Annotated in this window: 24 protein-coding genes; 20 read left to right on the plus strand and 4 right to left on the minus strand. The window is 53.3% G+C overall.

Annotated elements, in window-relative coordinates; all coding sequences use genetic code 11:
- Positions 1 to 403: 403 nt before the first annotated feature.
- Both EBB_RS15010 and EBB_RS15015 read right to left on the minus strand, forming a co-directional pair.
- Positions 404 to 2,566 carry a hemerythrin domain-containing protein gene (locus EBB_RS15010; RefSeq protein WP_192394576.1) on the minus strand — a complete coding sequence of 721 codons (2,163 nt, stop codon included), beginning with the start codon at positions 2,564 to 2,566 and terminating at the stop codon, positions 404 to 406.
- An 83-nt stretch (positions 2,567 to 2,649) separates the two neighbouring features.
- Positions 2,650 to 3,675 carry a GlxA family transcriptional regulator gene (locus tag EBB_RS15015; RefSeq protein ID WP_192394577.1) on the minus strand — a complete coding sequence of 342 codons (1,026 nt, stop codon included), beginning with the start codon at positions 3,673 to 3,675 and terminating at the stop codon, positions 2,650 to 2,652.
- A gap of 307 nt (positions 3,676 to 3,982) precedes the next feature.
- Between EBB_RS15015 and EBB_RS15020 the strand changes: the two genes are divergently transcribed.
- From EBB_RS15020 to EBB_RS15045, 6 genes are all read left to right on the plus strand, one after another.
- Entirely contained in the window at positions 3,983 to 4,498 is a 516-nt protein-coding gene (locus tag EBB_RS15020) for an RNA polymerase sigma factor (RefSeq protein WP_192394578.1), read from the plus strand.
- A gap of 12 nt (positions 4,499 to 4,510) precedes the next feature.
- Positions 4,511 to 5,467, plus strand: a complete 957-nt coding sequence (locus EBB_RS15025) for a FecR family protein (RefSeq protein WP_192394579.1) — start codon at positions 4,511 to 4,513, stop codon at positions 5,465 to 5,467.
- Positions 5,468 to 5,593: 126 nt separating this feature from the next.
- Positions 5,594 to 7,939, plus strand: a complete 2,346-nt coding sequence (locus EBB_RS15030) for a TonB-dependent receptor (RefSeq protein ID WP_192394580.1) — start codon at positions 5,594 to 5,596, stop codon at positions 7,937 to 7,939.
- A 13-nt stretch (positions 7,940 to 7,952) separates the two neighbouring features.
- Positions 7,953 to 9,149, plus strand: a complete 1,197-nt coding sequence (locus EBB_RS15035) for a PepSY-associated TM helix domain-containing protein (RefSeq protein WP_192394581.1) — start codon at positions 7,953 to 7,955, stop codon at positions 9,147 to 9,149.
- A gap of 171 nt (positions 9,150 to 9,320) precedes the next feature.
- A complete protein-coding gene (locus tag EBB_RS15040; RefSeq protein WP_192394582.1) occupies positions 9,321 to 10,223 on the plus strand; it encodes a cation diffusion facilitator family transporter in 903 nt (300 codons plus the stop codon).
- Positions 10,224 to 10,322: 99 nt separating this feature from the next.
- Entirely contained in the window at positions 10,323 to 11,600 is a 1,278-nt protein-coding gene (locus EBB_RS15045; protein ID WP_192394583.1) for a D-alanyl-D-alanine carboxypeptidase family protein, read from the plus strand.
- An 8-nt stretch (positions 11,601 to 11,608) separates the two neighbouring features.
- Here the strand turns inward: EBB_RS15045 and EBB_RS15050 are convergent, their stop codons facing one another.
- The gene (locus EBB_RS15050; RefSeq protein ID WP_192394584.1) at positions 11,609 to 11,815 is read right to left on the minus strand and encodes a SlyX family protein; all 207 of its coding nucleotides are present in this window, start codon (positions 11,813 to 11,815) and stop codon (positions 11,609 to 11,611) included.
- Between the two features lie 129 nt (positions 11,816 to 11,944).
- Here EBB_RS15050 and EBB_RS15055 point away from each other — a divergent pair, with 129 nt between their 5' ends.
- From EBB_RS15055 to EBB_RS15070, 4 genes are read left to right on the plus strand one after another with little or no spacing between them, the layout of a single operon-like run.
- Entirely contained in the window at positions 11,945 to 12,247 is a 303-nt protein-coding gene (locus EBB_RS15055) for a DUF6763 family protein (RefSeq protein ID WP_033158396.1), read from the plus strand.
- An 8-nt stretch (positions 12,248 to 12,255) separates the two neighbouring features.
- The gene (locus EBB_RS15060; protein WP_192394585.1) at positions 12,256 to 13,104 is read left to right on the plus strand and encodes an ATPase; all 849 of its coding nucleotides are present in this window, start codon (positions 12,256 to 12,258) and stop codon (positions 13,102 to 13,104) included.
- A 13-nt stretch (positions 13,105 to 13,117) separates the two neighbouring features.
- On the plus strand, positions 13,118 to 14,182 hold the full coding sequence (gene metA, locus EBB_RS15065) for a homoserine O-succinyltransferase MetA (RefSeq protein WP_192394586.1): 1,065 nt from the start codon (positions 13,118 to 13,120) through the stop codon (positions 14,180 to 14,182).
- Positions 14,182 to 14,646 (plus strand): nucleoside deaminase, encoded by a 465-nt coding sequence (locus EBB_RS15070; RefSeq protein ID WP_192394587.1) that lies wholly within the window; start codon positions 14,182 to 14,184, stop codon positions 14,644 to 14,646. Before metA ends, EBB_RS15070 begins: the two co-directional genes overlap by 1 nt.
- Here EBB_RS15070 and EBB_RS15075 read toward each other — a convergent pair.
- The gene (locus EBB_RS15075; RefSeq protein ID WP_192394588.1) at positions 14,640 to 15,086 is read right to left on the minus strand and encodes a hypothetical protein; all 447 of its coding nucleotides are present in this window, start codon (positions 15,084 to 15,086) and stop codon (positions 14,640 to 14,642) included. The genes EBB_RS15070 and EBB_RS15075 overlap by 7 nt on opposite strands.
- 210 nt (positions 15,087 to 15,296) lie before the next feature.
- Between EBB_RS15075 and hslV the strand changes: the two genes are divergently transcribed.
- From hslV to EBB_RS15125, 10 genes are all read left to right on the plus strand, one after another.
- Positions 15,297 to 15,857 (plus strand): ATP-dependent protease subunit HslV, encoded by a 561-nt coding sequence (gene hslV, locus EBB_RS15080; protein WP_020483114.1) that lies wholly within the window; start codon positions 15,297 to 15,299, stop codon positions 15,855 to 15,857.
- Positions 15,858 to 15,861: 4 nt separating this feature from the next.
- Positions 15,862 to 17,181: an ATP-dependent protease ATPase subunit HslU gene (gene hslU, locus EBB_RS15085; protein WP_192394589.1), complete on the plus strand. Its 1,320-nt coding sequence runs from the start codon at positions 15,862 to 15,864 to the stop codon at positions 17,179 to 17,181.
- A gap of 2 nt (positions 17,182 to 17,183) precedes the next feature.
- Positions 17,184 to 17,573: a gamma-butyrobetaine hydroxylase family protein gene (locus EBB_RS15090; protein ID WP_171694362.1), complete on the plus strand. Its 390-nt coding sequence runs from the start codon at positions 17,184 to 17,186 to the stop codon at positions 17,571 to 17,573.
- Between the two features lie 8 nt (positions 17,574 to 17,581).
- Positions 17,582 to 18,331, plus strand: coding sequence for a bifunctional demethylmenaquinone methyltransferase/2-methoxy-6-polyprenyl-1,4-benzoquinol methylase UbiE (gene ubiE, locus EBB_RS15095; protein WP_192394590.1), 750 nt, complete (start codon positions 17,582 to 17,584; stop codon positions 18,329 to 18,331).
- Positions 18,332 to 18,368: 37 nt separating this feature from the next.
- Positions 18,369 to 18,977 carry a Uma2 family endonuclease gene (locus EBB_RS15100; RefSeq protein WP_192394591.1) on the plus strand — a complete coding sequence of 203 codons (609 nt, stop codon included), beginning with the start codon at positions 18,369 to 18,371 and terminating at the stop codon, positions 18,975 to 18,977.
- Positions 18,961 to 19,596 (plus strand): ubiquinone biosynthesis accessory factor UbiJ, encoded by a 636-nt coding sequence (locus EBB_RS15105; RefSeq protein WP_192394592.1) that lies wholly within the window; start codon positions 18,961 to 18,963, stop codon positions 19,594 to 19,596. The genes EBB_RS15100 and EBB_RS15105 overlap by 17 nt, the downstream gene beginning before the upstream one ends.
- 14 nt (positions 19,597 to 19,610) lie before the next feature.
- On the plus strand, positions 19,611 to 21,179 hold the full coding sequence (gene ubiB / locus EBB_RS15110; protein ID WP_192394593.1) for a ubiquinone biosynthesis regulatory protein kinase UbiB: 1,569 nt from the start codon (positions 19,611 to 19,613) through the stop codon (positions 21,177 to 21,179).
- A 167-nt stretch (positions 21,180 to 21,346) separates the two neighbouring features.
- Complete coding sequence (locus tag EBB_RS15115) at positions 21,347 to 22,234, plus strand: hypothetical protein (protein ID WP_192394594.1); 888 nt, start codon at positions 21,347 to 21,349, stop codon at positions 22,232 to 22,234.
- 971 nt (positions 22,235 to 23,205) lie between these two features.
- The gene (locus EBB_RS15120) at positions 23,206 to 24,792 is read left to right on the plus strand and encodes an ExeA family protein (RefSeq protein ID WP_192394595.1); all 1,587 of its coding nucleotides are present in this window, start codon (positions 23,206 to 23,208) and stop codon (positions 24,790 to 24,792) included.
- Between the two features lie 10 nt (positions 24,793 to 24,802).
- The gene (locus EBB_RS15125) at positions 24,803 to 25,606 is read left to right on the plus strand and encodes a general secretion pathway protein GspB (RefSeq protein ID WP_192394596.1); all 804 of its coding nucleotides are present in this window, start codon (positions 24,803 to 24,805) and stop codon (positions 25,604 to 25,606) included.
- The last annotated feature ends 19 nt before the right edge of the window (positions 25,607 to 25,625 follow it).

Consider the following 25,625-nt stretch of genomic DNA (forward strand, 5'->3'; position numbering starts at 1 on the left):
ATGCTCTGGAGTGTTTGACGTTGATTATCAGCTTTGGACTGCTTGCCTAAGCAGCTCAAGGCTAAAGGCTTGGATATAGGGTGTTCAGAACCCTTGGCAGAACTGCCGGAATTATTAACCCGCCCCTATTTATCACGAGTATTCCGTTCGGACTGAGCTCGTCGAAGCCCTGGCTGGCATGCCCTTCGACAAGCACAGTACCCTCAAGGGCATAAAGGCGAACGGTATTTAAGGGCCGGGTAAATAGGATTGATTTACTCAGTCCGAACGAAAATATCAGCAATATTGCCCGGACTAATACTCTTTTGAAGTGGATGCAGAGGGGACAGAATGCCCCAGACCGGCCGCCGACTTAGGCTAAATAGCCAAAGCCGGCTAGCTTCCCGCTGAGACTGTCAACAATTCAAACGCAAAACTTATACATTTCCTGCCAATGCTGATTAAAAGCCATATCGGATTTTAAAATGTGCTGGGTCCATTTATCGATGAAACCCATCACTTCCTCGGCATTCCAGTCGTCATGTTGAATTTTTTTGTCCATCTCCAACAATTTTTCCAGCATCAGATTGTGTTCCTTCACATGGCTTTTATAGTGATGAAACCCGACCTGATTCATGAAGGCTTCTTCCTCCCCAAAATGGACTTTGACGTGCTGATATAAATCAATTAGTGCGTCATTCATATCGTGCTTATTCGCGGCCGCTAATAGCTTCTCCGCCAAGACAAAAAAGTCCTTATGTTGATGGTCGATTTTTTCGTCGCCCAAGGCATAACTTTCTTGCCAGGCAAAATGCAACAAACTGCCGGGCGGTGGCGCCTTTAACGGCGCCACTAACCTGTGTTTGGCAATATTAACCGGTGTCTTGCTCGGACATTTTTTGAACACGAAACCTTGCCGCGCCTGATGATAAAGATCGTTTCCGTAAAAATTGGCGTACATTTGCGTCAGTTCGAATTTTCTGTAAACCGCCAGAGGCTTGGCGGCCTCGTCGGCGCAACGTCTTTCGGCTTTTTCATCCAGCAATAGCTTCAATGCACTCGGGTCGGCGAGATACGATTTAACCGACTGTTTCACTTGCGCGATAAAAATCACGTGTTGCCGATCCAGTACCTTGTCTACCAAGCCGATCCGCCAGGCTTTCTTGGCGCTGATGGGCAAGCGTTCTTCAGTCAGTTGCGTCGCCATCGGCAGTCCGACACGCTTGGGCAATAAGTAAGTCCAGTATTCGGAGCCATAAAGCTCGCCCATGTTTTTATAGTGGGGATTATAAATCACCCCATCCCTCGCCAACACCTTATCGGGCGCAATTGCCAATATCGCGCCGCCGGCTCCCGCGCCGCCAGCCAAGGCTGCTATGGTCAATTTATCCATGGTGGTGATGATCTGGTAAATCAGGTCGTCGATAGCGTTGATGTTTTGCCAAGATTCTTCGGCGGGATTGGCAGCGGCTTCGATATGATTGAGGTGTATGCCGTTGGACCAGCAATCTTCACCGCCCATCAACACAATGACTTTGACATCCAAGGTGGCGACGTGCCGATACGCCGATAAGAGCAGTTGGCATTGCGCCGTACTCATCCCTCCGTTATGAAAGGCAAAATGGATATAAGCCGCTTCACCATCAAGTTGATACCAAACTTCCTGACAAGGCAGCTGTCGCCCAGGCTTGGTGTAATCGATATCAATAGTCTTTAAGGCTTTGCCGAATAAACCACCCAAGCCGTTTGTCGGTTTTGGCAACAAGTCTTGCAACGCCAGCGTCGCAGGCAGTTTAATACCAGTCCCGTTGGGTAGTTTGGCCTTCAAGTGGCCAATCCACACCGCACCGTCTATCGTCGCCCGGCATATGGCTTGATTGGCAATCGCAATGATCTCGCCGGGTTTGCCACTTAGTTGGTTCTCTCGATGAGCGTTGAACAAATAAAAGGCCTGCCCGTAAATCTCATCCAGCACCCCGGGCATGCCATCGGCCGCGTGTATCCGTCTTAAAATCTGCTCGGTGCTGTGTTTTTTCCAATTGATAGCCCGGTCCGCCTGCTTCATTTGCGGTCGCAACTGCCCCTGCACATCGGGACGCGAGAAATCCAGCGGTTCTGGTTTGAAATCGATTGCTTCCAAGTAGCTCAGCGTCTCCCACAAGCATTCGACTGCGGCGATAGTCACTTCGCGGTTGAACAAACTGCTTTTGGTTCCAGCGCGTAACGAAAAGGTTTTACTAGCCCAAATCGCCCCGGCATCCATCTCATCGTCGGCCTGCAGCAAGGTTACCCCCCACTCTTTAAGCCCGGCCTGAATGGCCCAATCCAGTGACGAAGGACCTCTATCCCCCTTGATACCGGGATGCACGATCAAACACTTATAATGTTGGTAAATTGCCTTGGGGATACGCCGGGTTAAAAACGGGCAGAGGATCAAATCGGGCTTGAATAGCTTGACCCCTTCTAACACCTTAGATTCATTGCCTAGATGGAGCTCCACAGACACCGTATAACCGGCATCTTCCAGTTCGGTGTAATAGCGCTGAGTTAACCCCGAGAACGCGGTTGAAATCAGTAAAATACGCATGTTAATCCCCTTATTCTATTTATTATCGGCAAGCCTCAGGCGACTGCCCTTGGCGACAGCATCAAACTACTAGGTGCTTGGTATTAACCGGCTATCGCTTTGCTAAAACGCTGTCGGTAGTTCTGCGGGTTGACGCCAAGCTGACGAATAAACGCCCGCCGCATCCGCTCGGGATCTTTAAAACCGGCCTTGTCGGCTATCGTTTCCACGGCTATGTCCGTGGTTTCCAGTAAATGCCGAGCTTGATCGATGCGCGCCATTTCCACGAATTTGGCCGGTGTCATGCCGGTTTCCGCCAGAAATAGCCGAGCGAAATTGCGCGAACTCATTGCCATCCGTTCGGCTAATATTTCCACCTGTAAATCATCCCTGATATGCGCGATGATCCAGGCTTGCAACTCGCGCAGGTCCGGACGACGACTGGCCTCGCAGGTTAAATAATGACTAAATTGCGATTGACCGCCGGGCCGCTTCAAAAACACCACCAGAAAGCGCGCGACATAGAGCGCCAACTCCTGCCCCCAATCGTCTTCCAGCATGGCCAAGGCCAGGTCGATTCCCGAGGTAATGCCGCCCGACGTGAAGATATTGCCGTCCCTGACGAAGATATGGTCCGGCTCCAATTGCACCTGCGGATAATTCCTGGCTAGTTGCTGGCAATAATGCCAATGGGTGGTGGCCTTGCAGCCATCCAACAAACCTGACTCGGCCAACAAAAACGCACCGGTACAAACCGAAGCCAGACGATTGACTCTGGGCTCCATGGCCTTGATCCAATCCAGCAATTTGACGTTGGCTAACTCCCCGGTGATGTTGCCGCCGGCAATCATCAAGGTATCGAACTCGCTATCCGGATCGCCATAGGCCTGATCAGCAATGATTTGTAAGCCGGACATGGTCGTCACCGGTCCGGGTGTTGCCGCCAATACCGTCAACGTATAAATGTTTTGCTCACAAATACCCAACATTTGCAATGTACTGCTGGCAAAACTAAACACTTCAAACGGGCCGGTAATATCCAAACTCTGAGCATTGGGAAACGCCACGATACCGATTTTCCGGTTTTTGAAGATAAAGCTGTCGGGCTTGGCAAAACTGAATGTCGTCATGTCGATACCTCGGTAACGGACAGTGCCAGCAGCATGACCGAGAATACGGTTATGCTCAAGGACAACTTTCCCTCGATTCCTGCCGAAGAATGGCTTCCATTGCAGCTGATTTGAGTAGAAAAACCAAGTCATATGCCGCAGGTGGCCGTGTTATATGACATAGTTTTAGATGTAATCCTACCCCTACAGCTCCCCATCAGCAGCCTTACAGCCAAGCATTATCTGGATTGGACGGTTGCCTGCGTTTATTGGCACACAGCTTGCGGCATTTTCCGTCTTCCGTTCACAACAATCCGGAGCTTGTCGCTTGTCCGTCATCGCCATAAAGCACGATCAGATAGCCGAATTATTTCTGACTCATAAAGAAGCCATCGTCGATTTTTTGATGCACAAGGTAAAGTGCCCCGATGCCGCGCAAGATCTGAGCCAGGAAACTTATTTGCGTTTGCTGGGCAAGGACAGTCTGACACACACCGACAATCTGCCCGGCTACCTGTTTCGTACCGCCGAACGACTATCTATAGACTTTATTCGCCACCATCAACGCAGCGGTGCCAAGACGCAAGGATTGAACGACGAGCTGACTTGCCCGCTTATGCAACCGGAAGACTGTGCCATTCTTAGCCAGCAATGCGAACGCCTGTTACAGGCTATCGCCAGTTTGCCGCGGCAATGCCGGCATATTTTGCTGCTGCGCAAGATCGACGAACTCACTTATGCCCAAATCGCCGGAAAACTGGGGATTTCCGAGAAAACCGTGCAACGCCAATTGGTCAAAGCCATGTTGCACTGCCATCAAATGCTAATCGATCCGCAGCACTAAACCGGCAAATAGATGACGGCGCCCAAGCTTTCGCAACAGCAAAAAATTCTTCAGCAAGCCGCAACCTGGTTTGTGGAGTTACAGTCTGAATACTGCGATGAGCAGCGGCGTCAAGCATTCGCGCAATGGCTTCTGCAAAATCCAGGGCATCAGACCGCTTACGACGACATCGCAAACCTTTGGGGAAACCTGGACGAGCTAAAAGCCACCGAGGTCGCCGGTTTGAATACCGCGCGCTCCGCAAGGCCCCGAGCCTGGCGAAACGGCAAAATGTTAACCGGTAGCCTGCTGCTTGCCACGATGTTGACCGGCGCATGGCTGGATTTCAAGGCGCCCAGCAGGGTTTACCAAACAGGCATTGGCGAACGGCAAACCGTGCAACTGGCCGACGGCTCCCAACTGCAATTGAATACCGGCACACAACTACGTGTACGTCTGTCCTGGCGGCGCCGCGAGATCGAATTGCAGCAAGGCGAAGCCATGTTCAACGTCGCCCATCAGGCCTGGCGCCCTTTTACCGTACATACCGGCAATCTACAGATTAAAGACATCGGCACCGTGTTTAACGTGCGGCATGATAGTCACGGCACCGCCGTATCGGTGCTGGAAGGCGAAGTTGCCCTAAATGCAGGTCGCAGTTGGTTTGGCGAAAATTTACCCGCCGGCTTCAGCCGCAAAATAGATGCAGGCGGCCACTGGCAAAAACCCGAAAAAACCAATACCGAACAAGTGGCGGCTTGGCTCAACGGTCACCTATTGTTCGACCATACCCCGCTAACCGAAGTCGTCGCGGAACTGGAGCGTTATCACGCCGTGCGTTTTGCGTTTGCCGATCCTGCTTTGGCCAAACAAACCCTGAGCGGCAGTTTCAATACCGCCGATCTCAAGCCGTTTCTGCAGGCCCTGGAAAAAATCCTGCCTATCCGCGTGCAACGCCAAAAGCAATCCGTCGTGCTTTACAGCCGCTAACAAACAGGTGTTCGCGTTTGGGTAAAAAAAATATTCCCCAAACATGTCCAGTTTGACCAGTCTGCTTCGTTAATGGGGTATGGCGAGTCAAAAAATATTGCCACCCACGACTAACAGGAGACGATCATGGATTGCAAACTTAACACCACACCCGCGAAAAAACCGCGCCGACAGGCGCCTCTACTGGCTTTGGCCCTAGCTGCTTCAATCGACGCAAGCGCGGCAGGCAGCACCGGCGCAAGCCTAGACCTTCCCGCGCAGCCGCTGGCAGCGACGCTGGAGAACTTGGCAAAGTCCACCAATACCAAATTGATCTATGCCGACTCGATGGTGCAAGGCTTGCAAGCCCAGCCGTTGAAGGGCCAATACACCGTACAACAGGCGCTAGAAAAAGTATTAAGTCAGAATGGCTTACAGTACGAGCAAGTAGGCGAAGGCGTCATTGCGGTTAAAAAAGTCCCCGCGCCAAAAGCACAAGCCGTTAGGGACGATTCGACTTTCGAGCTCGGCGCGGTCACAGTGAGCGATCAAACCGATAGCATGAAATTAACCAGCAAGGACATTGCCACTTCAGTGGACATCATGTACGCCGATAAGATCGCCGACCAAAACGTGTTAACGGCTTACGATTTGTTCCACCGCATGCCCGGCGTTCAGGTGACCCAATTCGGCCAAGGCATCACGACCGGCAAAATGTCGTTTCGCGGTTTCAACGGCGAAGGCCGGGTTAACGCGGTCAAATTATTGATCGACGGCGTGCCCAGCAACACCAATAGCGGGGACACCTATTTCATCGACTCGCTGTTTCCGCTGGACATCGAATCCATCGAAGTGGTGCGGGGTACCAACGACGCCCGCTACGGCCTGCACTCTTTTGCCGGTAACATCAGCATGAACACCACCACTGGCGGCAACTACGCCAAGGGCCGGCTCAGTTACGGCAGTTTCAATACCCACGACATCCAGTCCGGGCTGGGTTACGAAAAAGACGGTCTCTCGCAAAACTATCAAATATCCTATCGCGCCAGCGACGGCTACCGCGACCACAGCGACACCGATAAAAACAGCTTTTCCGGCAAATGGTTTTACACCCCGGACGACCAAAAATACAAAATAGGTCTGATCGCCCGCTGGAGCGAAGCCGGCGCCCAAGAACCCGGCTATATGACTTACCAGGAACAGTTACTCAATCAAACCCAAACCTTTGCCCGAAATGCCACCGACGGCGGCAAACGTACGGTTGGTCAAGTCAGCACCCATTTGGACGTCAACCTCAGCCCCACCTTATTCTGGTCGTCCAAGGTCTACGGCACGTTGTTCGACGACCAGCGTTACGTGTCCTATGGCCCAGGGGCGATACAGCAAGAACGTGACCGCGACGAAATTCAGTACGGCGCGATGACCTCGCTGACCTACCATCCGGTCATCAGTTGGCTGGACGATTTTTCCCTGGAAACCGGCTTCGACTTTCAACAACAGGAAAACAAATATCTGCGCTATCTAACCACTAGCCGCGTTCGCAACAGCGGCGGTTTGCGTAACGACGAGAAATGGGACTTCCTGAACTATGGCGGCTACATCCAGGCGATCATCAAGCCCTTCAAATGGTTGAAACTAACGCCGGGTTACCGCGCCGACATCATCGACGGCAGCTTTTTCAGCTATCGCCCGAACGCATCGTTCGGCTCCTACCCTCTAAATGACTATGGCACGATTTCGCAACCGAAAATCGGCGCGGTGATTACGCCGATCGAAGGCTACAGCCTTTACGGCAACTGGGGCCGCACCTTCCAGGTCGGCCTGGGACAAGCCACCTTCATCGGCCGCAACCAAGCGAACATCGGCCCATCGTTGAATGACGGTTGGGAGGTTGGGGTCAAGTTGAAACCGGTGGATTGGGCCGAGGGCCGGGTCGCCTACTGGTCGCAAAAAGCCAGCAACGAAATTAGCCGCGACCTGGCCAGTGTGGAGTCGAGCCAGATCGGGCCCACACTGCGCCAAGGTGTCGACATTGAAGTCAAGGTTTATCCCACCGATAAAGTCGGCGTTTGGGCAGCGTACTCGTTGCAGGAGGCCAAGGTTACCAATCCGCCGGCCTTGACGGCTGGCACGATGGAATACGTCTCGGGTAATCAGGTCGTCAATACGCCAAATTATTTGTTTTCGGCCGGCATCGACTACCAAATCCTGCCGCAACTGCGTTCTTCGCTATGGACCAGCGGCCAAGGCGACTACTTTGTCGATCAAGCCAACCAGCGCGGCCAATACGGTGAGTACGCCCTGCTTAACCTCGATTTGGGCTATCAAGTCACCAAGGAAGTGGAATTGCAATTTCAAGCTAAAAACCTGACCGACGTTCGCCGGGAATATGTTTGGTATTCCGAATCATTCGGTGCCACCGCCCAACCGTTCTTCTCGCCGGGCGACGGCGTTGCCTTCTACGGCGCCGTCAACGTCAAGTTCGACTACTGAGTTAGCGTAAAACATGAGAGCAACGGCCAACAAGAAACAGGCTAGGCGCCAATTCTGGCTGGCCGTACATTTATACCTCGGACTGTCGCTGGGTTTGATCATCGCCCTGGTCGGCCTGACCGGCAGCCTGCTGGTGTTTTATATCGATCTGGACGAGTGGCTGAATCCACAGCTGATCATTTCCGAATCCAGCGCCCAACGGCAAAGCTACGAGGATATTTTTCAAGCCTTGCGCCACGCGGAGCCCACGCGGCAACGCGGCTGGCGGCTGGAAATTCCCGACGATCCACAACGCGCCATCACCGCCCGCTATTATAAGCCGCAAGAAACCGAGCATCACGGCTTTGCACCGCTGATGCTGTCGGTCGATCCGTATACCGGCACTGTCCTCGCCAATCGTTTCTGGGGCGAGTTTGCGATGACCTGGTTATACGACTTGCATTACAAGCTGCTACTGGACAATCCCGGCAAAATTTTGATGGCCATTGTCGGCGGTTTATTGCTGATTTCCTTGATCAGCGGTGTTTACCTGTGGTGGCCGCCGTTACACAAATTAAAGAGCGCCTTGAGCCTAAAGCGCCACGCCAGCCGCGAACGCCTGAATTACGATTTACATAAACTGGCGGGCGTCTACAGCTTGATCGTGATGATGGTATTGGCGGTAACCGGGGTAGCCTTGGAGATTCCGCAATACGTCAATCCGATACTGGGCTATTTCTCGCCTTTGCAAGCATCGCCCACGCCAAAATCGGCCATCACCGAAAACAACCCGGCGCGCATCAGCCTGGATCAAGCCGTCGCGGTCGGCCAAGCCCGGTTTCCGCAGGCACGTCTGTGTTGGATAGAGACACCGCACGATGCTAATGGCAGCTACCGCATCAATCTGCGCCAGGCTGGCGAGCCCAGTCAGCGCTTTCCCAAAACCAATGTCTGGGTCGATCAATATTCCGGCCAGGTGTTGGCGGTCAGCAATCCCGACGAACTTGGCGGCTCGGACACCGTCATCAACTGGCTGCATCCACTACATACCGGAGAAGCATTCGGCTTGACCGGCCAATTGCTGGTCTTGGTTTCCGGCTTGCTCTGCCCGCTGCTGTTCATCACCGGCGTCATACGCTGGCTGCAAAAACGCCGCGGCCGGCAACAGCATCCTCGGCGCCAGCAATCGGCAAATAACCCACCGCTACCGCCCGCCTTACAGAATCGATAAGCTCTTTATTGCCCCGTTGACAGTCAATGACGCAGTTGTCTGTCAACGGCTAAGTATTTGCAGCAAATCCGCTCGACTCATCTAAAATCTGCATAATTGCCTGATCTGTTTCGGTACTGTCTGCCGTAAATAATCGCAGCCTAATTCTTAATTTTATTTGGCCCATAACCCATGTCTCACAGTAATTCCGCCTCAGCCATCATCTATGCGTTCGCCGCTAATCTGGGCATCGCTTTGATTAAAACCGGCGCAGCAATCTGGACCGGTTCCGGCTCGCTGCTGGCGGAAGCCATTCATTCCTTTGCCGATTGCGGCAATCAGGTCTTGCTGTTTATCGGCATGAAACGCTCGGCCCGGGCAGCAACCCAGCACCATCCTATGGGCTATGGCCGGGAAGCGTATATCTGGTCGATGATGGTAGCGATTACGCTATTCTCGGTTGGCGGCTTGTTCTCGATCCACGAAGGTTGGTTGCGTTTTCACGAATCGCACACCGTGGAAAACGCCGGTATGGCTTTGGCGATACTGGCTATCGCCGTGGTTTTGGAAGGCTTTTCGTTGCGCGCGGCCTTGGGGGCCATGGCAAACGAACGTGGCGAACGCAGCATGTGGCAATGGTTTAAAGAAACTCAGTCTAGCGAATTGATGGTGGTCATCGGCGAGGACTTGGCCGCGCTGATTGGTCTGGTGATCGCAGCGGCGATGCTGGGCTTGACTATGCTTACCGGTAATTCGATGTACGACGCAGTGGGCTCGATGTTGATTGGCGCCTTATTGGTCGTCGTAGCGGTTTTAGTCGGCCGGGAAGTGCATTCCTTGCTGCTCGGTGAGGCCGATGCAGGGATTCGCGATGCCGTTCGCGGCTATCTGGAAAAGCAAGGCTGCGTCAATCGCGTCCTGAATATTTGGGCTATTAGCCACGGCAGCCAAGTGATGCTGGCTATTAAAGCCGAACTGCTGGCGGATTTAAGCGTGGGGGAAGCTGTTGAATTAATTAACGGAATGGAAAAACAGATAAAAATCGATCATCCCCGCATTAATTGGGTCTTTTTCGAAATCGATAATTCTGATTAAATAATATAGTCAAATGTTTAGGCCAACTATCTGGAGCAAAGTAATAACTTGAGCACCCTACCCAAAACCCGTTTAGCGTTACTTTCTCTAGCTTGCCTAATGTTGCAAAGCACTCCTGCGGCCGCCAGATATGCGGCAATAGTGATCGACGCCGACACCGGCCGCGTGGTTCACGAAACCGAATCCACTCAACGCTGGTATCCCGCGTCATTGACCAAAGTCATGACTATTTATTTAACGCTGTCGGCATTGGAAAATGGCCGTCTGCGACTGACCGATACCGTTTTCGCGTCAAAACACGCGGCCTCGCAACCGCCTTCCAAGCTGGGTTTGCGCACTGGCCAAAGTTTGACGGTGGAACAAGCCATCATGGCGGTCACCACCCGGTCCGCTAACGACGCGGCGGTCGTTCTGGCGGAAAAGCTGGGCGGTACGGAAAGCAATTTTGCGGCGATGATGACCCAGCAAGCGCGCACGCTTGGCATGTACAACAGCTCGTTCGAAAACGCCAGCGGCTTGCCCAACGACGGGCAAATCAGCAGCGCCCGCGACCTAGCCTTGTTATCTGCTGCGTTGATTCGCGATTTCCCGCAACATTATCATTATTTTTCGGCGACGGAATTTAACTACAAAGGCCGGGTAATGCCCAATACCAACCGCATTCTGAAAAGCTATCCGGATGCCGATGGTCTGAAAACCGGTTTTACCTGCGGCTCCGGCTACAACCTGATTGCCTCGGCCAAACGCAACGGTCATCGTTTGATCGGCGTGTTATTGGGCGCACACAGCAGCGGTGAACGTTTCGAACAAATGGGCAATCTGTTGGACATGGGCTTTGCCAATAGCGAAAAAGGCTTGTTCGGCGAGCATATTTCGCAATTGAAGGATTACAGCGCCCTGCCGCCACCGTTTCAATTGTCGTCCAACCGTTGTGCCGGCAGTGCGGAACAAATGGGGGCCGACTCCGGCAGCAGCCGATATGAACCGATTCATATCAACGCCCCATACAACAGTCGCCGCGAAAAACTCACGCAATTGGCACAAGCCAAACCGCAAAGCCGCGGCAATGTTTGGACCGTCAGCATGGGAAGTTTCCCTAGAAAAATCGACGCCGATGTCAATCTGCAGCGTGCACGTAACGCTCTTGGCCCGTTAGCTAAAACCGGGCATGTAGGCATCGTCAAAACCAAGACCAAAGGCAGCACGGCGTGGCGCGCGCAATGGACCGGCTTACAGCAAGACGACAGTCAGGATTTTTGCCGGCGGCTCCGCGCCAAACATCTGGATTGCAGCGCATCGCCACAGCCCAGACAGGCCTTGGCGGCCAACAACAGCCCATCTAAACCGGTACGCCGCGTCAATCATCGCAGATCCTGAGGTTAAAATCAGTAATGGGGCGGCCGCTCGTCGGCCGCACCAGCCTGGCGATCATCCAGCGCCAGGCTTTTGATCTTGTCGTTCAGCAATTTACAGGTTTCTTCCAGTTTGCCGATTTGCTTTTGCTGGTCTGCCACCACTTGGTTCAAAGCCTGAATCAAATCCTCCTGATACGCTTGTTTGATCTCCAATTCGATGAATCTTTCTTCGCTCATGGCTCCCGCCGCTGACTGTGTAAATTTGCCATTCTAATCGAAAATCCCGACAGTTTTGCCGCATGCACTCGCATAGCTTCTATAAACTCGCTATCATTGATAAGTCATCAACATAGCGAGGATGCAACTATGGCAACTATTACAGATCCGGTCATTGGCCGTTGGTATAAAGACCTGGAAAGTAATCTCACCTTCAAGGTGGTAGCGATTGAAGGTAACGACGAATCGGTGGAAGTTCAGTTCGCCAATGGCGATTTGGGCGAATACGACAACGAATCCTGGTACGGTTCCACTATCGATTACATTGAAGACCCGGAAGACTGGAGCGCGCCGTTCGATGAGTTGGAAGCCGACGATCTGGGCTACACAGACCCCGATAGACATGCCCGCCCGGATGCGGAAGATTTGGACATTAGCGATTTGTTGGATTGAGATAATTTATGAGAATGACCCCGCAACAATTTCTGGACTGGGAATCCAAGAGTATCACCCTGCTGGCCATGTCCGGCGCCGGCAAAACCACCCTCTCGGCCAAGTTACCCAGGGACAAATGGTTTCATTATTCCGGCGATTACCGCATCGGCACCAAATACCTAGAAGAACCGATTCTGGATAACATCAAACAGCAAGCGATGGGTGTGCCGTTTTTGCGCGATTTGCTCAAATCGGACTCTATCTATATTTGCAGCAATATCACCGTGGAAAACCTGGCACCGGTGTCTAGCTTTCTGGGCAAAATCGGCGATCCGGCTAAAGGCGGCTTGTCGCAAGCCGAATTCAAACGCCGCCAGGCGCTGCATCATCAAGCCGAAATCGCGGCGATGAACGACGTGCCGGACTTTATCCACAAAGCCGAAGACATCTACGGCTACAAACATTTCATCAACGACGCCGGCGGTAGCGTTTGCGAACTGGATTGCCCGGAGGTTCTGGAAAACCTGGCCAAACACACGCTGATTGTTTACATCAAAATTCCGCCGGCTTTGGAACAGACCATCATCGACCGCGCCAAAAAAGATCCCAAACCCTTGTATTACCGCCCTGAATTCGTCGATGAAAAACTGGACCAATTCATGACTGAGCGCGGTTACAGCTCGACCGACCAGATTCCACCGGACGAATTCGTCAGCTGGGTGTTTCCAGAATTATTCAAAGCCAGAGTGCCGCGCTACGAAGCGATTGCTGCGCATTACGGCTACACTATCAGTGCCGACGAAACCGCTAAAGTTAATAATGAAGACGACTTTATCCGTCTGATTGCCGAGGCGATTGCCCGGCAGCAATCTTGAGACCGTTCTTGTAATGCCGCTAGTTGCCCATACCGCTTTACCCACTTTTCAGCGCCTGCTTGAAGAAGGCGAAGAAATTCTCAGCCCGGACCGCGCCAGTCACCAATCGATTCGAGAACTGCACATCGGTCTGTTGAATATCATGCCGGACGCCGCGCTGGAAGCCACGGAGCGCCAGTTTTTCCGCTTGGTCGGTGCTTGCAATCAGATTGCCCAATTTCACGTGCATCCGTTTACGATTGAGGGCCTGGAAAGAAGTCCGCAAGCCCTGGCGCATATTCAGCAATATTACGAATCCTTCGAGCAAATCAAGCAAGACGGCCTGGATGCCTTGATTATCAGTGGCGCCAATGTCACCCACGACCATTTGCAAGATGAGGATTTTTGGCGGCCATTAACCGAAGTGTTCGAATGGGCCACGCAAAACGTCACCTCGGTACTGTGTTCTTGCCTAGCCACCCATGCCTTTATTCAGCATTGTTACGGCGTGGAACGCACGCGCCTGCCGGCCAAACGTTGGGGCGTGTTTTCGCATAAAGTGGTCGATAGGCAGCATCCCCTGGTGGCGGAAATCAACACCCGCTTCGATGTGCCGCATTCGCGTTTTAACGAAGTATTTCAGCGCGACATGGAAACACACGGACTGAAAGTCCTGGTGGCCAGCGAATCCGCCGGCGTGCATCTGGCCGTTAGTCCGGACGGTTTTCGCATTGTGTTCTTCCAGGGCCATCCGGAGTACGACGACATTAGCCTGCTTAAAGAATACAAGCGCGAAGTGCTTAGGTTTTACAACGGCGAGCGCGACGACTATCCGCCCTACCCAGAGCATTATTTCAATAGCGAAGTGCAACAGTTACTTAACGAGTACGCAAAACACGTGAAAGATGCCAAGCTCGGCAACTGCCCACTGCAAGCCATGCCGGAACCACAAATCTTTGCACACTTGGACATCACTTGGCGAGATTCCGCTAAAGCCGTGTTCAATAACTGGCTGGGGAAGGTTTATCAGATCACCAACGAAGACCGCCGCTTGCCGTTCATGGATGGCATCGATCCTGATAATCCGCTGGATTTGTAATGCACGAAGACTTTCTGAACCAAGCCATCGCACTGGCCTACGACAACATCGACCAAGGCGGCGGGCCGTTCGGGGCACTGGTGGCCAGAAATGGCGAAATTATTGCCGCTAGCGGGAATCGGGTCACGCCGGATCTTGACCCGACCGCTCACGCCGAAATCGTTGCGATTCGGCTGGCTTGTCAAAAACTAGGCGATTTTCAATTAAGCGATTGCACCCTCTACACGAGTTGCGAGCCTTGCCCGATGTGCTTGGGCGCCATCTATTGGGCAAGACTACAAGCCGTTTACTTCGCTTGCGACCGGTTCGACGCCGCTAAAGCCGGGTTCGACGACGGTTTTATTTATACCGAAATCGAGAAACCCGCCCAGCAACGCCGGATCGTCATGCAGCAACTCTCGCTCGACTCGGCCAATCGCCCGTTCCAATTGTGGCAGATCAAAACAGATAAAATTCGCTACTGAGCCGCCGCCGGCTGTTCCGCCGGTTTAGCAGCTTCCTCGCCTTTGATTTTCAGCAACCAGCCATCCTGCCCCAAACAACCGCTCTCCAATTTGCTTTCTGCGGATTTAGCAGTGAGATGGACACGGGCAAAACCCGGCGTCAATGACGGCAATTTGGCGGTCACAAAGTAAAAGGTCTTTTTATCCACCACATTGACTTTCATTTTTTCGCCGCGCGCTTCGGCGGTCACGGTCAAAGGATCAGCATTGTGGGAGATATGAAAAGAGATTTCCGCACCCGCATCGACCTCAGCTTTTTGCTCCGGCAAAAAATCCCGGAATTTCGGCCTTTTACACTCTTTCAAGCGCTCTTCTTCGTCCGGCGATAAAGCCAGCGCCGCCGTTGAAAACACCATAGCACCCAGCAAGCACGCACCTCTCCAGCGATTTGACAATTTCATGACTAGTTACCCTCTTGTTGTTATTGTAGTGTTGGAAACGCCGGTCAATGCGGCGCATCCTTAAAATACCAGCACTTTGAACTTTAATCAGTTTTCTTGCTTTGTTCAATCTTTGCCCTTTTTACCCTCCAAACTTGCGGTTTTAAACTTCTACCCTATCGCCGCCGAGAACATGTAAAATCGCCGCCTTTCCCTTTTTCATTCACAGACATGACGAATTTCAGAGGCACCACCATTCTTTCCGTCAGGCGCGGCGACAAAGTCGTGATCGGCGGCGATGGTCAAGTCACCCTGGGCAACACCGTGATGAAGGGCAATGCCCGTAAAGTCAGACGCCTGTATCACGACAAAGTGATTGCCGGATTCGCCGGCGCCACCGCCGATGCGTTTACCTTGTTCGAACACTTCGAAGGCAAGCTGGAAAAACATCGCGGCAACCTGACCCGCGCCGCCGTGGAAATGGCCAAAGACTGGCGCACCGACCGCGCCCTGCGCAAGTTGGAAGCTTTGTTGATTATCGCCGACAGCAAAACCTCGCTGGTCATTTCCGGCACCGGCGACGTGATTGAACCGGAATACGACTTTATCGCCATCGGCTCCGGCGGTGCCTTTGCGCAAAGCGCCGCGCGTGCCTTGCTGGAAAACACCGAACTCAGCGCCCGCGAGATCGTCGAAAAGTCCCTGGGTATTGCCGCAGACATCTGCATTTATACCAATCACAATCTGCGCATTGAAGAATTAGACGCCGAACCCCAACCGGCACAAGAGTAAAACCATGAGTCAAATGACCCCGAGAGAAATCGTCAGCGAACTGGACAAGCACATCGTCGGCCAAGCCGCCGCCAAACGCTCCGTCGCGATTGCCCTGCGTAACCGCTGGCGCCGTAGCCAGGTTGCCGCGGAACTGCGCGATGAAATCACCCCGAAAAATATCCTAATGATAGGCCCCACCGGCGTCGGTAAAACCGAAATCGCCCGCCGTCTGGCCCGACTCGCTAACGCGCCGTTTATTAAAATTGAAGCCACCAAATTTACCGAAGTGGGTTATGTCGGCCGCGACGTGGAATCGATTATTCGCGACTTGATCGATAGCGCCGTGAAAACCACCCGCATCTCGGCCATGGAACGGGTGCAAAACCGCGCCGCCGATGCCGCCGAAGAGAAGGTTCTGGACATTCTGTTGCCACGCGCCGAAGGCGGCATGCTCTCCGATTCCGAAGAATCCACGCGGCAGAAAATGCGTAAAAAACTGCGCGAAGGCGATTTGAACGACAAGGAAATTCAAATCGACGTCGCTGCACCGGCAGTGGGTGTGGAAATCATGGCGCCGCCGGGCATGGAAGAAATGACTAGTCAGTTGCAAGGCATGTTTCAAAACCTGGGCAGTGGCCGCACCAAAACCCGCAAATTAAAAATTAAAGATGCCTTGAAACAGTTGCAGGAAGAAGAAGCCGGCAAACTGGTCAACGAAGAAGAAATCAAGCAAGCCGCACTGGAAGCGGTTGAGCAACATGGCATCGTGTTTCTGGACGAGATCGACAAAATCTGCAAACGCGCGGAAATGGGTGGCGGCGAAGTGTCCCGCGAAGGCGTGCAACGCGATTTATTGCCGCTGGTGGAAGGCAGCACCGTCACCACTAAATACGGCATGATCAAGACCGATCATATTCTGTTTATCGCATCCGGCGCGTTTCATTTAACCAAGCCGTCGGATTTAATTCCGGAATTGCAGGGCCGCTTTCCGATCAGGGTCGAGTTGAACGCGTTGAGCGCGGACGACTTCGTGCGGATTCTGACCGAGCCGGACGCGTCGCTGACTGAGCAATATCAGGCACTCTTGAAAACCGAAGGTGTAGACGTACAATTTACCGCCGACGGCATTCAGCGCATCGCCGAGTTGGGCTGGCAAGTCAATGAAAAAACCGAAAACATCGGCGCGCGCCGATTACACACCATTCTGGAAAAACTGCTGGAAGACATTTCCTTCAATGCGCCGGACCTGACCGAAAAATCCATTACCATCGACGCCGCTTACGTGGACTCACACTTGATGGAATTGGCCGATGATGAAGACCTTAGCCGCTACATTTTATAATTATGCGCGTCAAAATCACTCCCACTCAGCGTGTGCCGACCGAAATCAAGCTGCATAAGGTTTCGGCCATCCTGGAAATTCATTTCGACGACGAAAGCATTTACGAATTACCCAGCGAATACCTGCGCGTATTCACCCAGTCGGCGGAAGCGGTTGGCCATGGCCCAGGCCAGGAAACACTGCAAATCGGCAAGGAAGACGTGACGATTACCGACATCCAACCCGTGGGCAATTACGCCATCAAACTGGTGTTCAGCGACGGCCACGACACTGGCATTTACAGCTGGGATTTACTGTATAAATTGGGTTCGGAATTCCCGTTGCTTTGGTCGCAATATCTTGAAACCCTGAAAGCCGCCGGCCTCAGCCGCCGCTCGCCCATCCATAATTAAACAACATCATGACAAACGACAATACTACCCACTTTGGTTTCAAACAGGTTCCCAAACAGGAAAAAGTCGCCCTGGTGCGCGGCGTGTTCGACTCGGTTGCCGGCCAATACGATGTCATGAACGATCTGATGTCGATGGGTATCCACCGCATCTGGAAACGGGTGGCGGTGCAACTAGCCAATGTCCGCGCCGGCGACAGCGTGCTGGATTTGGCAGGCGGTACTGGTGACTTGACCAAACTCTACGAAAAACGCGTCGGTAAATCCGGCCAAGTCGTCCTGGCGGACATCAACGCAGCGATGCTGCGCACTGGCCGCGACCGGCTGATCGACCATGGTTTGAGCGGCAACATCCGCTATGCCCAAGTGAATGCCGAATGCCTGCCGTTTGCCGACAACACCTTCGATTGCGTGACCATCGGCTTTGGCTTGCGCAACGTCACCGATAAAGACGCCGCCTTACGCTCCATGTACCGCGCATTAAAACCCGGTGGCCGCGTCATCGTCCTGGAGTTTTCCCACCCGATCGACCCGATTACCGAAAAAGTCTACGACTTTTACTCCTTCAAACTACTGCCAAAAATCGGTGCCGTCGTAGCCAAGGACGAAGACAGTTATCGTTATCTGGCCGAGTCCATCCGCATGCATCCCAAGCAGGATGAGCTGAAACACATGATGGAAAACGCCGGCCTGGAACGCTGCGAGTATTTCAATATGACCCAAGGTATCGTGGCGGTACACCGGGGCTATAAGTTTTAAGCATCCTGCTCGCCGATCTGACAACGGAGGATAGCCCATGGCTCTGAAACAGTCCCAGCATTACATCAGTGCAACCGACTATTTGGCCGGCGAGATGATCAGCGACATCAAGCATGAATTGATCGATGGCGAAGTTTACGCGATGGCTGGCGCCAGCCGTAACCACAATTTATTGGTCAGCAATATTGCGCGGATAGTTGGCAATCATTTACAAGACAGTCCCTGCGCCACCTTTTCGTCCGATTTAAAAATCAAAGCTGCGGCGAATTTTTTTTACCCCGATGTGATGGTGGTCTGCGCCGATGAAAACGGCGACGAGTACTACACCGAAAAGCCGAGCATTATCGTTGAAGTACTCTCCAAAGCCACGCGCCGCCTCGACAAGACCGTCAAGCTCAATGCTTACAAAGCCTTGCCCAGTTTGCAGGAGTACGTATTGATCGAACAAGATCATGTCGAAGTGGAAGTATTCAAACGCTCGGCGAATTGGTCGTCGGCGCATTATTTTCTCGGCGACAGCCTCACCCTGGAATCTATAGACTTAACCGTGACAGTCAACGATTTATACCAACGCGTCAATAACGAAGACATGCAAGAGTTTCTGCAACAACAGCAAGTACAGGCAAGTGATGTCGAGCAGCGTTAAGTCCTTATTTATCGCCGCGCTGGAAACCGCGCTGAATCGTTATTTGGCGCTAGACGATCACATCGAGCAATATCTAACGCCCATGGCCGGCAAAGTCATCGCCCTGCATGTGACGTCCTTCGACAGCAGCCTGTATCTTTGCCCTACTGCGCAAAGCATACAAATTCTGGAGAGTTATCCGGGCAGCGTCGATGCCACACTCAGCGGTTCGTTGTCGGCATTCGGCTTGATGGGTTTAAGCGCCACGCCGATGCGCTCGCTGTTTAAAGGCGAAGTTCGTATCGACGGCGACACCCAAGTCGCGCGCCGCCTGCAACGCCTGTTTGAAAAACTGGACATCAATCTGGAAAGCAAAATCGCCCGTTATACCGGCGATGCCTTTGCCCAACGCTTGGGCCAGTTGTTCCGCGGCAGCCGCGACTGGACGCAGCACACCTTGACCACCTTTCGCTTAAACCTGGAAGAATTCCTGCAAGAAGAAACTCGCGAGCTCCCGGCTAAATCGGAAGCCGAGTTATTTTTCCGCGACATCGACACCTGCCGCAGCGACTGCGACCGCCTCGATGCCCGCCTAGATCGTCTGGAAGCCTCACTCCAATCAACATCCGCGCCTCAATAACAAGGACCTGCACCGTGATTCGCCCGAAAATTCTGATGCGCCTCATCCACATCAACTGGGTGATGATGTACCACGGCCTGGATGAAATTGTTTTAAAAACCCATCTACTCCGCCCCATCCGCTATATCGCTTTCTTGTCGCCAAACTACTGGACCAGCAAAGCCCGCGAACCGCGCGGTGCGCGCATCCGTAAAACCCTGGAAGACCTGGGACCGATTTACGTCAAATTCGGCCAGACCCTGTCCACCCGCAAGGATTTGCTGCCGGAAGACATCGCCGAAGAGCTGGTCAAACTGCAAGATAAGGTGCCGCCGTTTTCCGCGGAAACTGCGCGCAAGATCATCGAACAGCAACTGGGGCAATCGATAGAAGAAGCCTTTGCCGAATTCGATCCGCAACCGCTGGCCTCGGCATCGGTCGCGCAAGTGCATACCGCTACGCTGAACAGCGGCGAAAAAGTCATCGTTAAAGTCTTGCGTCCAGACATCGAAGACAAAATCCATTCGGACGTCGGCTTGCTATACGAACTGGCGCGCTTGGCGGAACGCTTCTGGAGCGATGCCCGCCGGCTGCGGGCGATGGAAATCGTCGCCGAATTCGAAAAGACCATTCTCGACGAGCTGGATCTGGTACGCGAAGCCTCCAACGCCAGCGCCATCCGCGCCAATTTCAAGAACTCCGAGATGCTCTACATTCCGGAAATTCATTGGCCGCTGACCCGCCGCAAAGTCTTGGTGATGGAACGCATCTACGGCATCCCGGTCGGCGACATCGAGGCCTTGCGCAAAGGCAATGCCGATTTCAAAAAGCTGGCCGAGCGCGGCGTGGAAATCTTTTTCACCCAAGTATTCCGAGACAATTTTTTCCATGCCGACATGCATCCGGGCAATATTTTCGTGCAATTGCCGGACAAATACCTAGCGGTGGATTTTGGCATCGTCGGCAGCCTGTCCAGCTCCGACCAGCGTTATCTGGCCGAAAACTTCCTGGCCTTCTTCAACCACGACTACCGGAAAGTGGCGCAAATGCACATCGAATCCGGCTGGGTGCCGGCGACGACGCGGATCGAAGAATTCGAAGCGGCAATCCGCAGCGTCTGCGAACCGATTTTTGAAAAACCGCTGAAAGACATTTCCTTTGGCTTGTTGCTGCTAAGACTGTTCCAAACCGCCCGCCGCTTCGACATGGTGGTGCAACCTCAGCTGGTGTTGCTGCAAAAAACCCTGCTCAACATCGAAGGATTGGGTCGCCAGCTTTACCCCGACCTGGACTTGTGGCAAACCGCCAAACCCTTCCTGGAAAACTGGTTCAAAGAGCGCATCGGTCCCAGTAAAAAAATCAAGGAGTTATTCGCCAAACTCCCGGAAATCACCGAGCAAATCCCGGAAGTCCCCGGCCTGGTATTTCAAGCCCTGCAAAGCGCCGCGCACATGCAACAGCAACTTCAGCAGCAGCAAAAAGACATGCTGGAGCTACGCAAGCAACTGAAGCGTAACAATACCCGCACGTTGCGGGCTATTCTCAGTGCGGCGGTGTTGATTGCGGCGGCGATAGTGATGCAGTCGCCGTTGTTGGGGGGTTGAGTGGCTGGTTTTTCCTGCGAAGCAGAATACGACCGGCTATTTACAGTAACTAGGAGGATAGATAGAAGGAAATACACTTTTTGTAACATAGCCTTATTGGATCGAGATGTGATTCATGATAGATATGCAGTTAAACATCTAATTACTAGTTAGGCCTCGCAAAACACATGCAAGAGTTCGCCGTACTACTTCAAGCTCTGGCCGCCTTACTTTGGCCGGTTTTCGCCTTTACTACGCTCTTCGTCTTCAAGAAGCAGCTGGCAAATCTTCTTACGCGCCTTAAGAAGGGAAAACTACTCGGCCAAGAAATCGAGTTGAACGAATCGCTTGAAAAGCTTCAGCAGGCTGCCCAGGACGCACAGGTAGAAGTCGCAGCTTTGCCGCAGCCAAGCCCGCCACCTAAGTCCGAGGCTGAAAGTATCCAGGATCAGAACATCGCGCAGAGGATCATTGGCGAGGCAGCGATTTCTCCAAAGGCTGCCCTGATTAGCCTCGCGGCTGAGCTTGAACGTCTAGCGCGCGAGGTGCTCGCGACAACCGGACACTTGCGAGGACGGAGATTCGTGCCAATTCAGCAGGCAATCGCAGAGGTTCATCAGTCCTATGGCCTCGCAGCGCACGTGCCGAGTTCACTTCATCACTTCTGGGATGTCCGCAATCGCCTCATTCACAAAAATGAAGGCACGAATGAAGACATCCTTCGCGCCATAGATTCTGGAATATCCATTCTTCGTGCACTTCAAGCTATGCCGCGCGAAGTGAACGTTGTTCATGATCCGAACGTTCCCGTGTTCTCAGATCAAGCCCTCACGACCCCGATCACAAATGTGCATGGTGTGCTGCTTGAAACACACTCGGCCGGTGGAGTTTCAAAGACCTTTCGAATCTACCCCTCTTCGCAAAGCCACTTCGCGAAGGGAAAGCAAGTCTCGTGGGAATGGAACATGTCTTTGGTAGTTGGCCAAGCTTGGTATCGAGACCCGACGACAGGCGAGAGTAAAGAGGCCTGGTCGAGCTCCGCGGAGTTCATTGGCCGGCACCTAGACGAGCTTTAAGCCGCGGTGGGCACGGTTTTTTGTGCCCACACGATCAATAGGCTTTCGTGTTTTGTGTCGCTAAGGCGACGGCTTATTTTAATGTCGGGTCTCGGCCCGACAGCCGAGATACTTTTCTTTGCTTGTCCAAAGAAAAGTACCCAAAAGAAAAGACACCCGGATGCCGCTTGTTTCCTGCGCTCCTCGCTTTTGAACGGGGGTTGCCGAAAGGGGCTTCCTGCCCCTTCGCCAACGCGCCGCATCCCTGCGGCGCCCCTACGGGCTGATCCGTTCAAAAGCTCCGGTGCTCGGCGCGGCATACGGGGAGAAAACCATCCCGATTTTCGGTAGGCCTCTTTAGGTCCGAATAGCGATAGCATATTCGGACCCATGTTTTACAAAACCATTCCCTCGATTATGCTTCACTGTTCGGACGCATGTTGGCAATGCCTTAATCACTTTGGGCATGTGCTGCCTCGAAAATGGTCCAAACGACATTTCAAATACCTCCCGTTCCTCCGAATACGCTTCGCTATTCGCAGCTACACCATCATTCATCTAAATCCAAAAGAACCGTCAAAGCACTGAGCTCGCGACGGTTTTTCCCCGTATGCCGCGCCGAGCACCGGAGCTTTTGGTGGGAATAGCCCGAAGGGGTGCGGCAGGGATGCCGCACGTTGGCGAAGGGGCAGGAAGCCCCTTTCGCCAACCCCCACCAAAAGCTTCGGCGCGCAGGAAACAAGTGGCATCCGGGTGGCGTTTCTTTTGGTGACTTTTCTTTGGCCAAACAAAGAAAAGTTACTCGGCTGTCGGGCCGAGACCCGACATTAAAACAACCGTCGCGTTAGCGACACCTATGACCAAGCTTTACAAATCGCCCCCCAATTACGATCGCCAATCACAGTTACCAGTGGAGTTGCACAGACTTTTAAGTGCAATTTCCCCCAGTTTGAATTAGCATCGTCCGACCATTTTCTTGAAGCGCCAGAACCTTGTACCAGCAATACTTCAATTTCAGCGAATTGCCTTTCTCGATCTCGCCTGATCCGCATTTCATGTTCATGAGCGAGCGGCATCAGGAAGGCTTGGCGCATTTGCTGTATGGCATTAATCAGGGCGGAGGGTTTGTCGCTTTGACGGGCGAGGTGGGCACCGGCAAGACCACGCTGTGCCATTGCTTGCTGCAGCAATTGCCGGACAATGTGGATATTGCCTTAATTTTGAACCCTAAATTAACGGCACAGGAATTACTGGCGACGATCTGCGACGAATTGGGCATCAGCCATGCCGATTTCGCGGCGAAACAGCTAATCGACGCCATCAATCAATACCTGCTGGTCGCTTACTCGCAAGGCCGGCGCACGGTGTTGTTGATCGACGAAGCGCAGAACCTTAGCTTGGATGTGTTGGAACAAATTCGCCTGCTGACCAATCTGGAAACCAGCAAAGCCAAGCTGTTACAGATCATCTTGGTCGGGCAGCCGGAACTGAATGCGCTGCTGGGCCGCCAAGATTTGCGCCAACTCAATCAGCGCATCACCGCCCGCTATCATTTGCTCCCTTTGTCATTGGACGAAACCCGGGCTTATATCCGCCATCGCTTGCGGGTCTGCAAGGGCAACCATCGCCTGTTCAATCCTGCTGCCATCCGCAAGATTTACCAGTATTCGCAAGGCGTGCCGCGCTTGATCAACATTCTGTGCGACCGGGCCTTGTTGGGCGCTTACGCCACCAATGCGCGGGAAATTAACCCCGCGATCATTCGTCGGGCGGCGCAGGAAGTGTTGGGGTCGATAAAAACCAAACGTCGCTGGTATAGCGCAACCGCCGCGATTTTGGCGGTCGGCGCGTGGGCGGGACTGCAGATTTGGTCTCCGCCGATGCCCGTTGTCGAACCGGCCAAACCGGCTGTTACCCAACCAGCCGTGCTGCCGATACCGGCTATCCCCGTCGCCAAGCCGGTCAGTTTTGCCGATCAGTTGGATCAGGCCGGCCTCAGCTTTCCCGAAGCGGTGACCGAGTCGCTGAAAACATGGAATCTTTCCATACCCCCAGGCCGAACAGCGGATTGTGCGACGGTAGCGGCTCTGGGTTTGAATTGCTTATTCGGCAAGGGCAATTGGCAAGAACTGCTGACCTTAAACCGGCCGGCGATTCTGGCTTTTTCCGGCCCGACCGGAAGCAAACGCTATGTGTTATTGACAGGCATTGACCAGGATTCGGCGATCATCCGTTTGAAGGATACCGTCAACATCCCGCTCGCGGAGCTTTTAACCCTCTGGGACGGCAATTATTTGCTGCTGTGGCAGCCGCCGCATCCGGGGATCACGGAAATAGCTCCGCCGCAGCAATCCGCAGCAGTGCTTTGGCTGCGTAAACAGCTGGGTAAAATCACCGGCAAACCAGCCGGCGACATGACCTCCCAAGTGTTCGATGAAACGCTGAAAGCCGAGTTGCTTGCTTTCCAACACCGGCAACATCTAACGCCCGACGGCATAGCCGGCGCCCGCACCCTGATCCATCTGGATAATCAAAGCGGCGGCTCTGCTGCGCCTCATTTGGCAATCACCACTCGCTAGGCTTGTTGATATGTCTTACATCTTGAATGCATTGCGCAAATCCGAACGAGAACGCCAAGCCATGCAGCCCGACACGGTGACCAGTCGCATCGCTATCGAGCAAACGCCGGCACGACATGGCCTGACCAAGATCATCGTTGCGCTGGTCCTGTTGAATTTGGCGATTCTGGTCTATTTTCTGGGCATCGCCCCGCAGACACCTGCAGACAAAGCCCAGCCCCTCACCAATATCGCAGAACCCGCGCCACTGCCGGCGAAAACCAACCCGCCGATTCCGGCCAGCAACCCGCCGACACCGGCTAGGATGTCTCCCGCGCCCAAAATTGAGCCGCCGCGCAACCAAGCGCCGGCAGCTGAAAAACTTGCATCCAATACCAAACAAGCAATAGAACGGGTTAAACCGACGGTTGCGCCGCAGCCGCAACCGGTCAAGCCTATGCCAGCGGCAATCGCCGAAACAGCGCCAGCCAGCAAGCCGATTACTGAGCCTGAACCACGCTCCAGCATCGCTCTACAATCACACGCGGAAGCCGGCGAAGCTGCGGCCAAAAAACCGGAACTCGTCAAAACCCAGCCAGCGCAGAACAACTTGCCCACATTACAAGACTTGCCGCCGGAGGTGCGAATATCGTTGCCGAGTCTGCCGATTAATGTGTTTAGCTATTCATCAACACCGGCGGAGCGTTTCGTGATGATAGACATGATCAAATACGTACCCGGCCAAACCATCAAAGACCAGTTGGAACTGAAGGAAATAGCGGAGGACGGGATCATCGTCCGCTATCAGGGCCGGGTGTTCAAAATCAAACGCTAATAGCAGTTGGCGGAACGCC

Origin of the sequence: Methylomonas fluvii (assembly GCF_014850975.1) — a bacterium.
Lineage (GTDB): Bacteria > Pseudomonadota > Gammaproteobacteria > Methylococcales > Methylomonadaceae > Methylomonas > Methylomonas fluvii.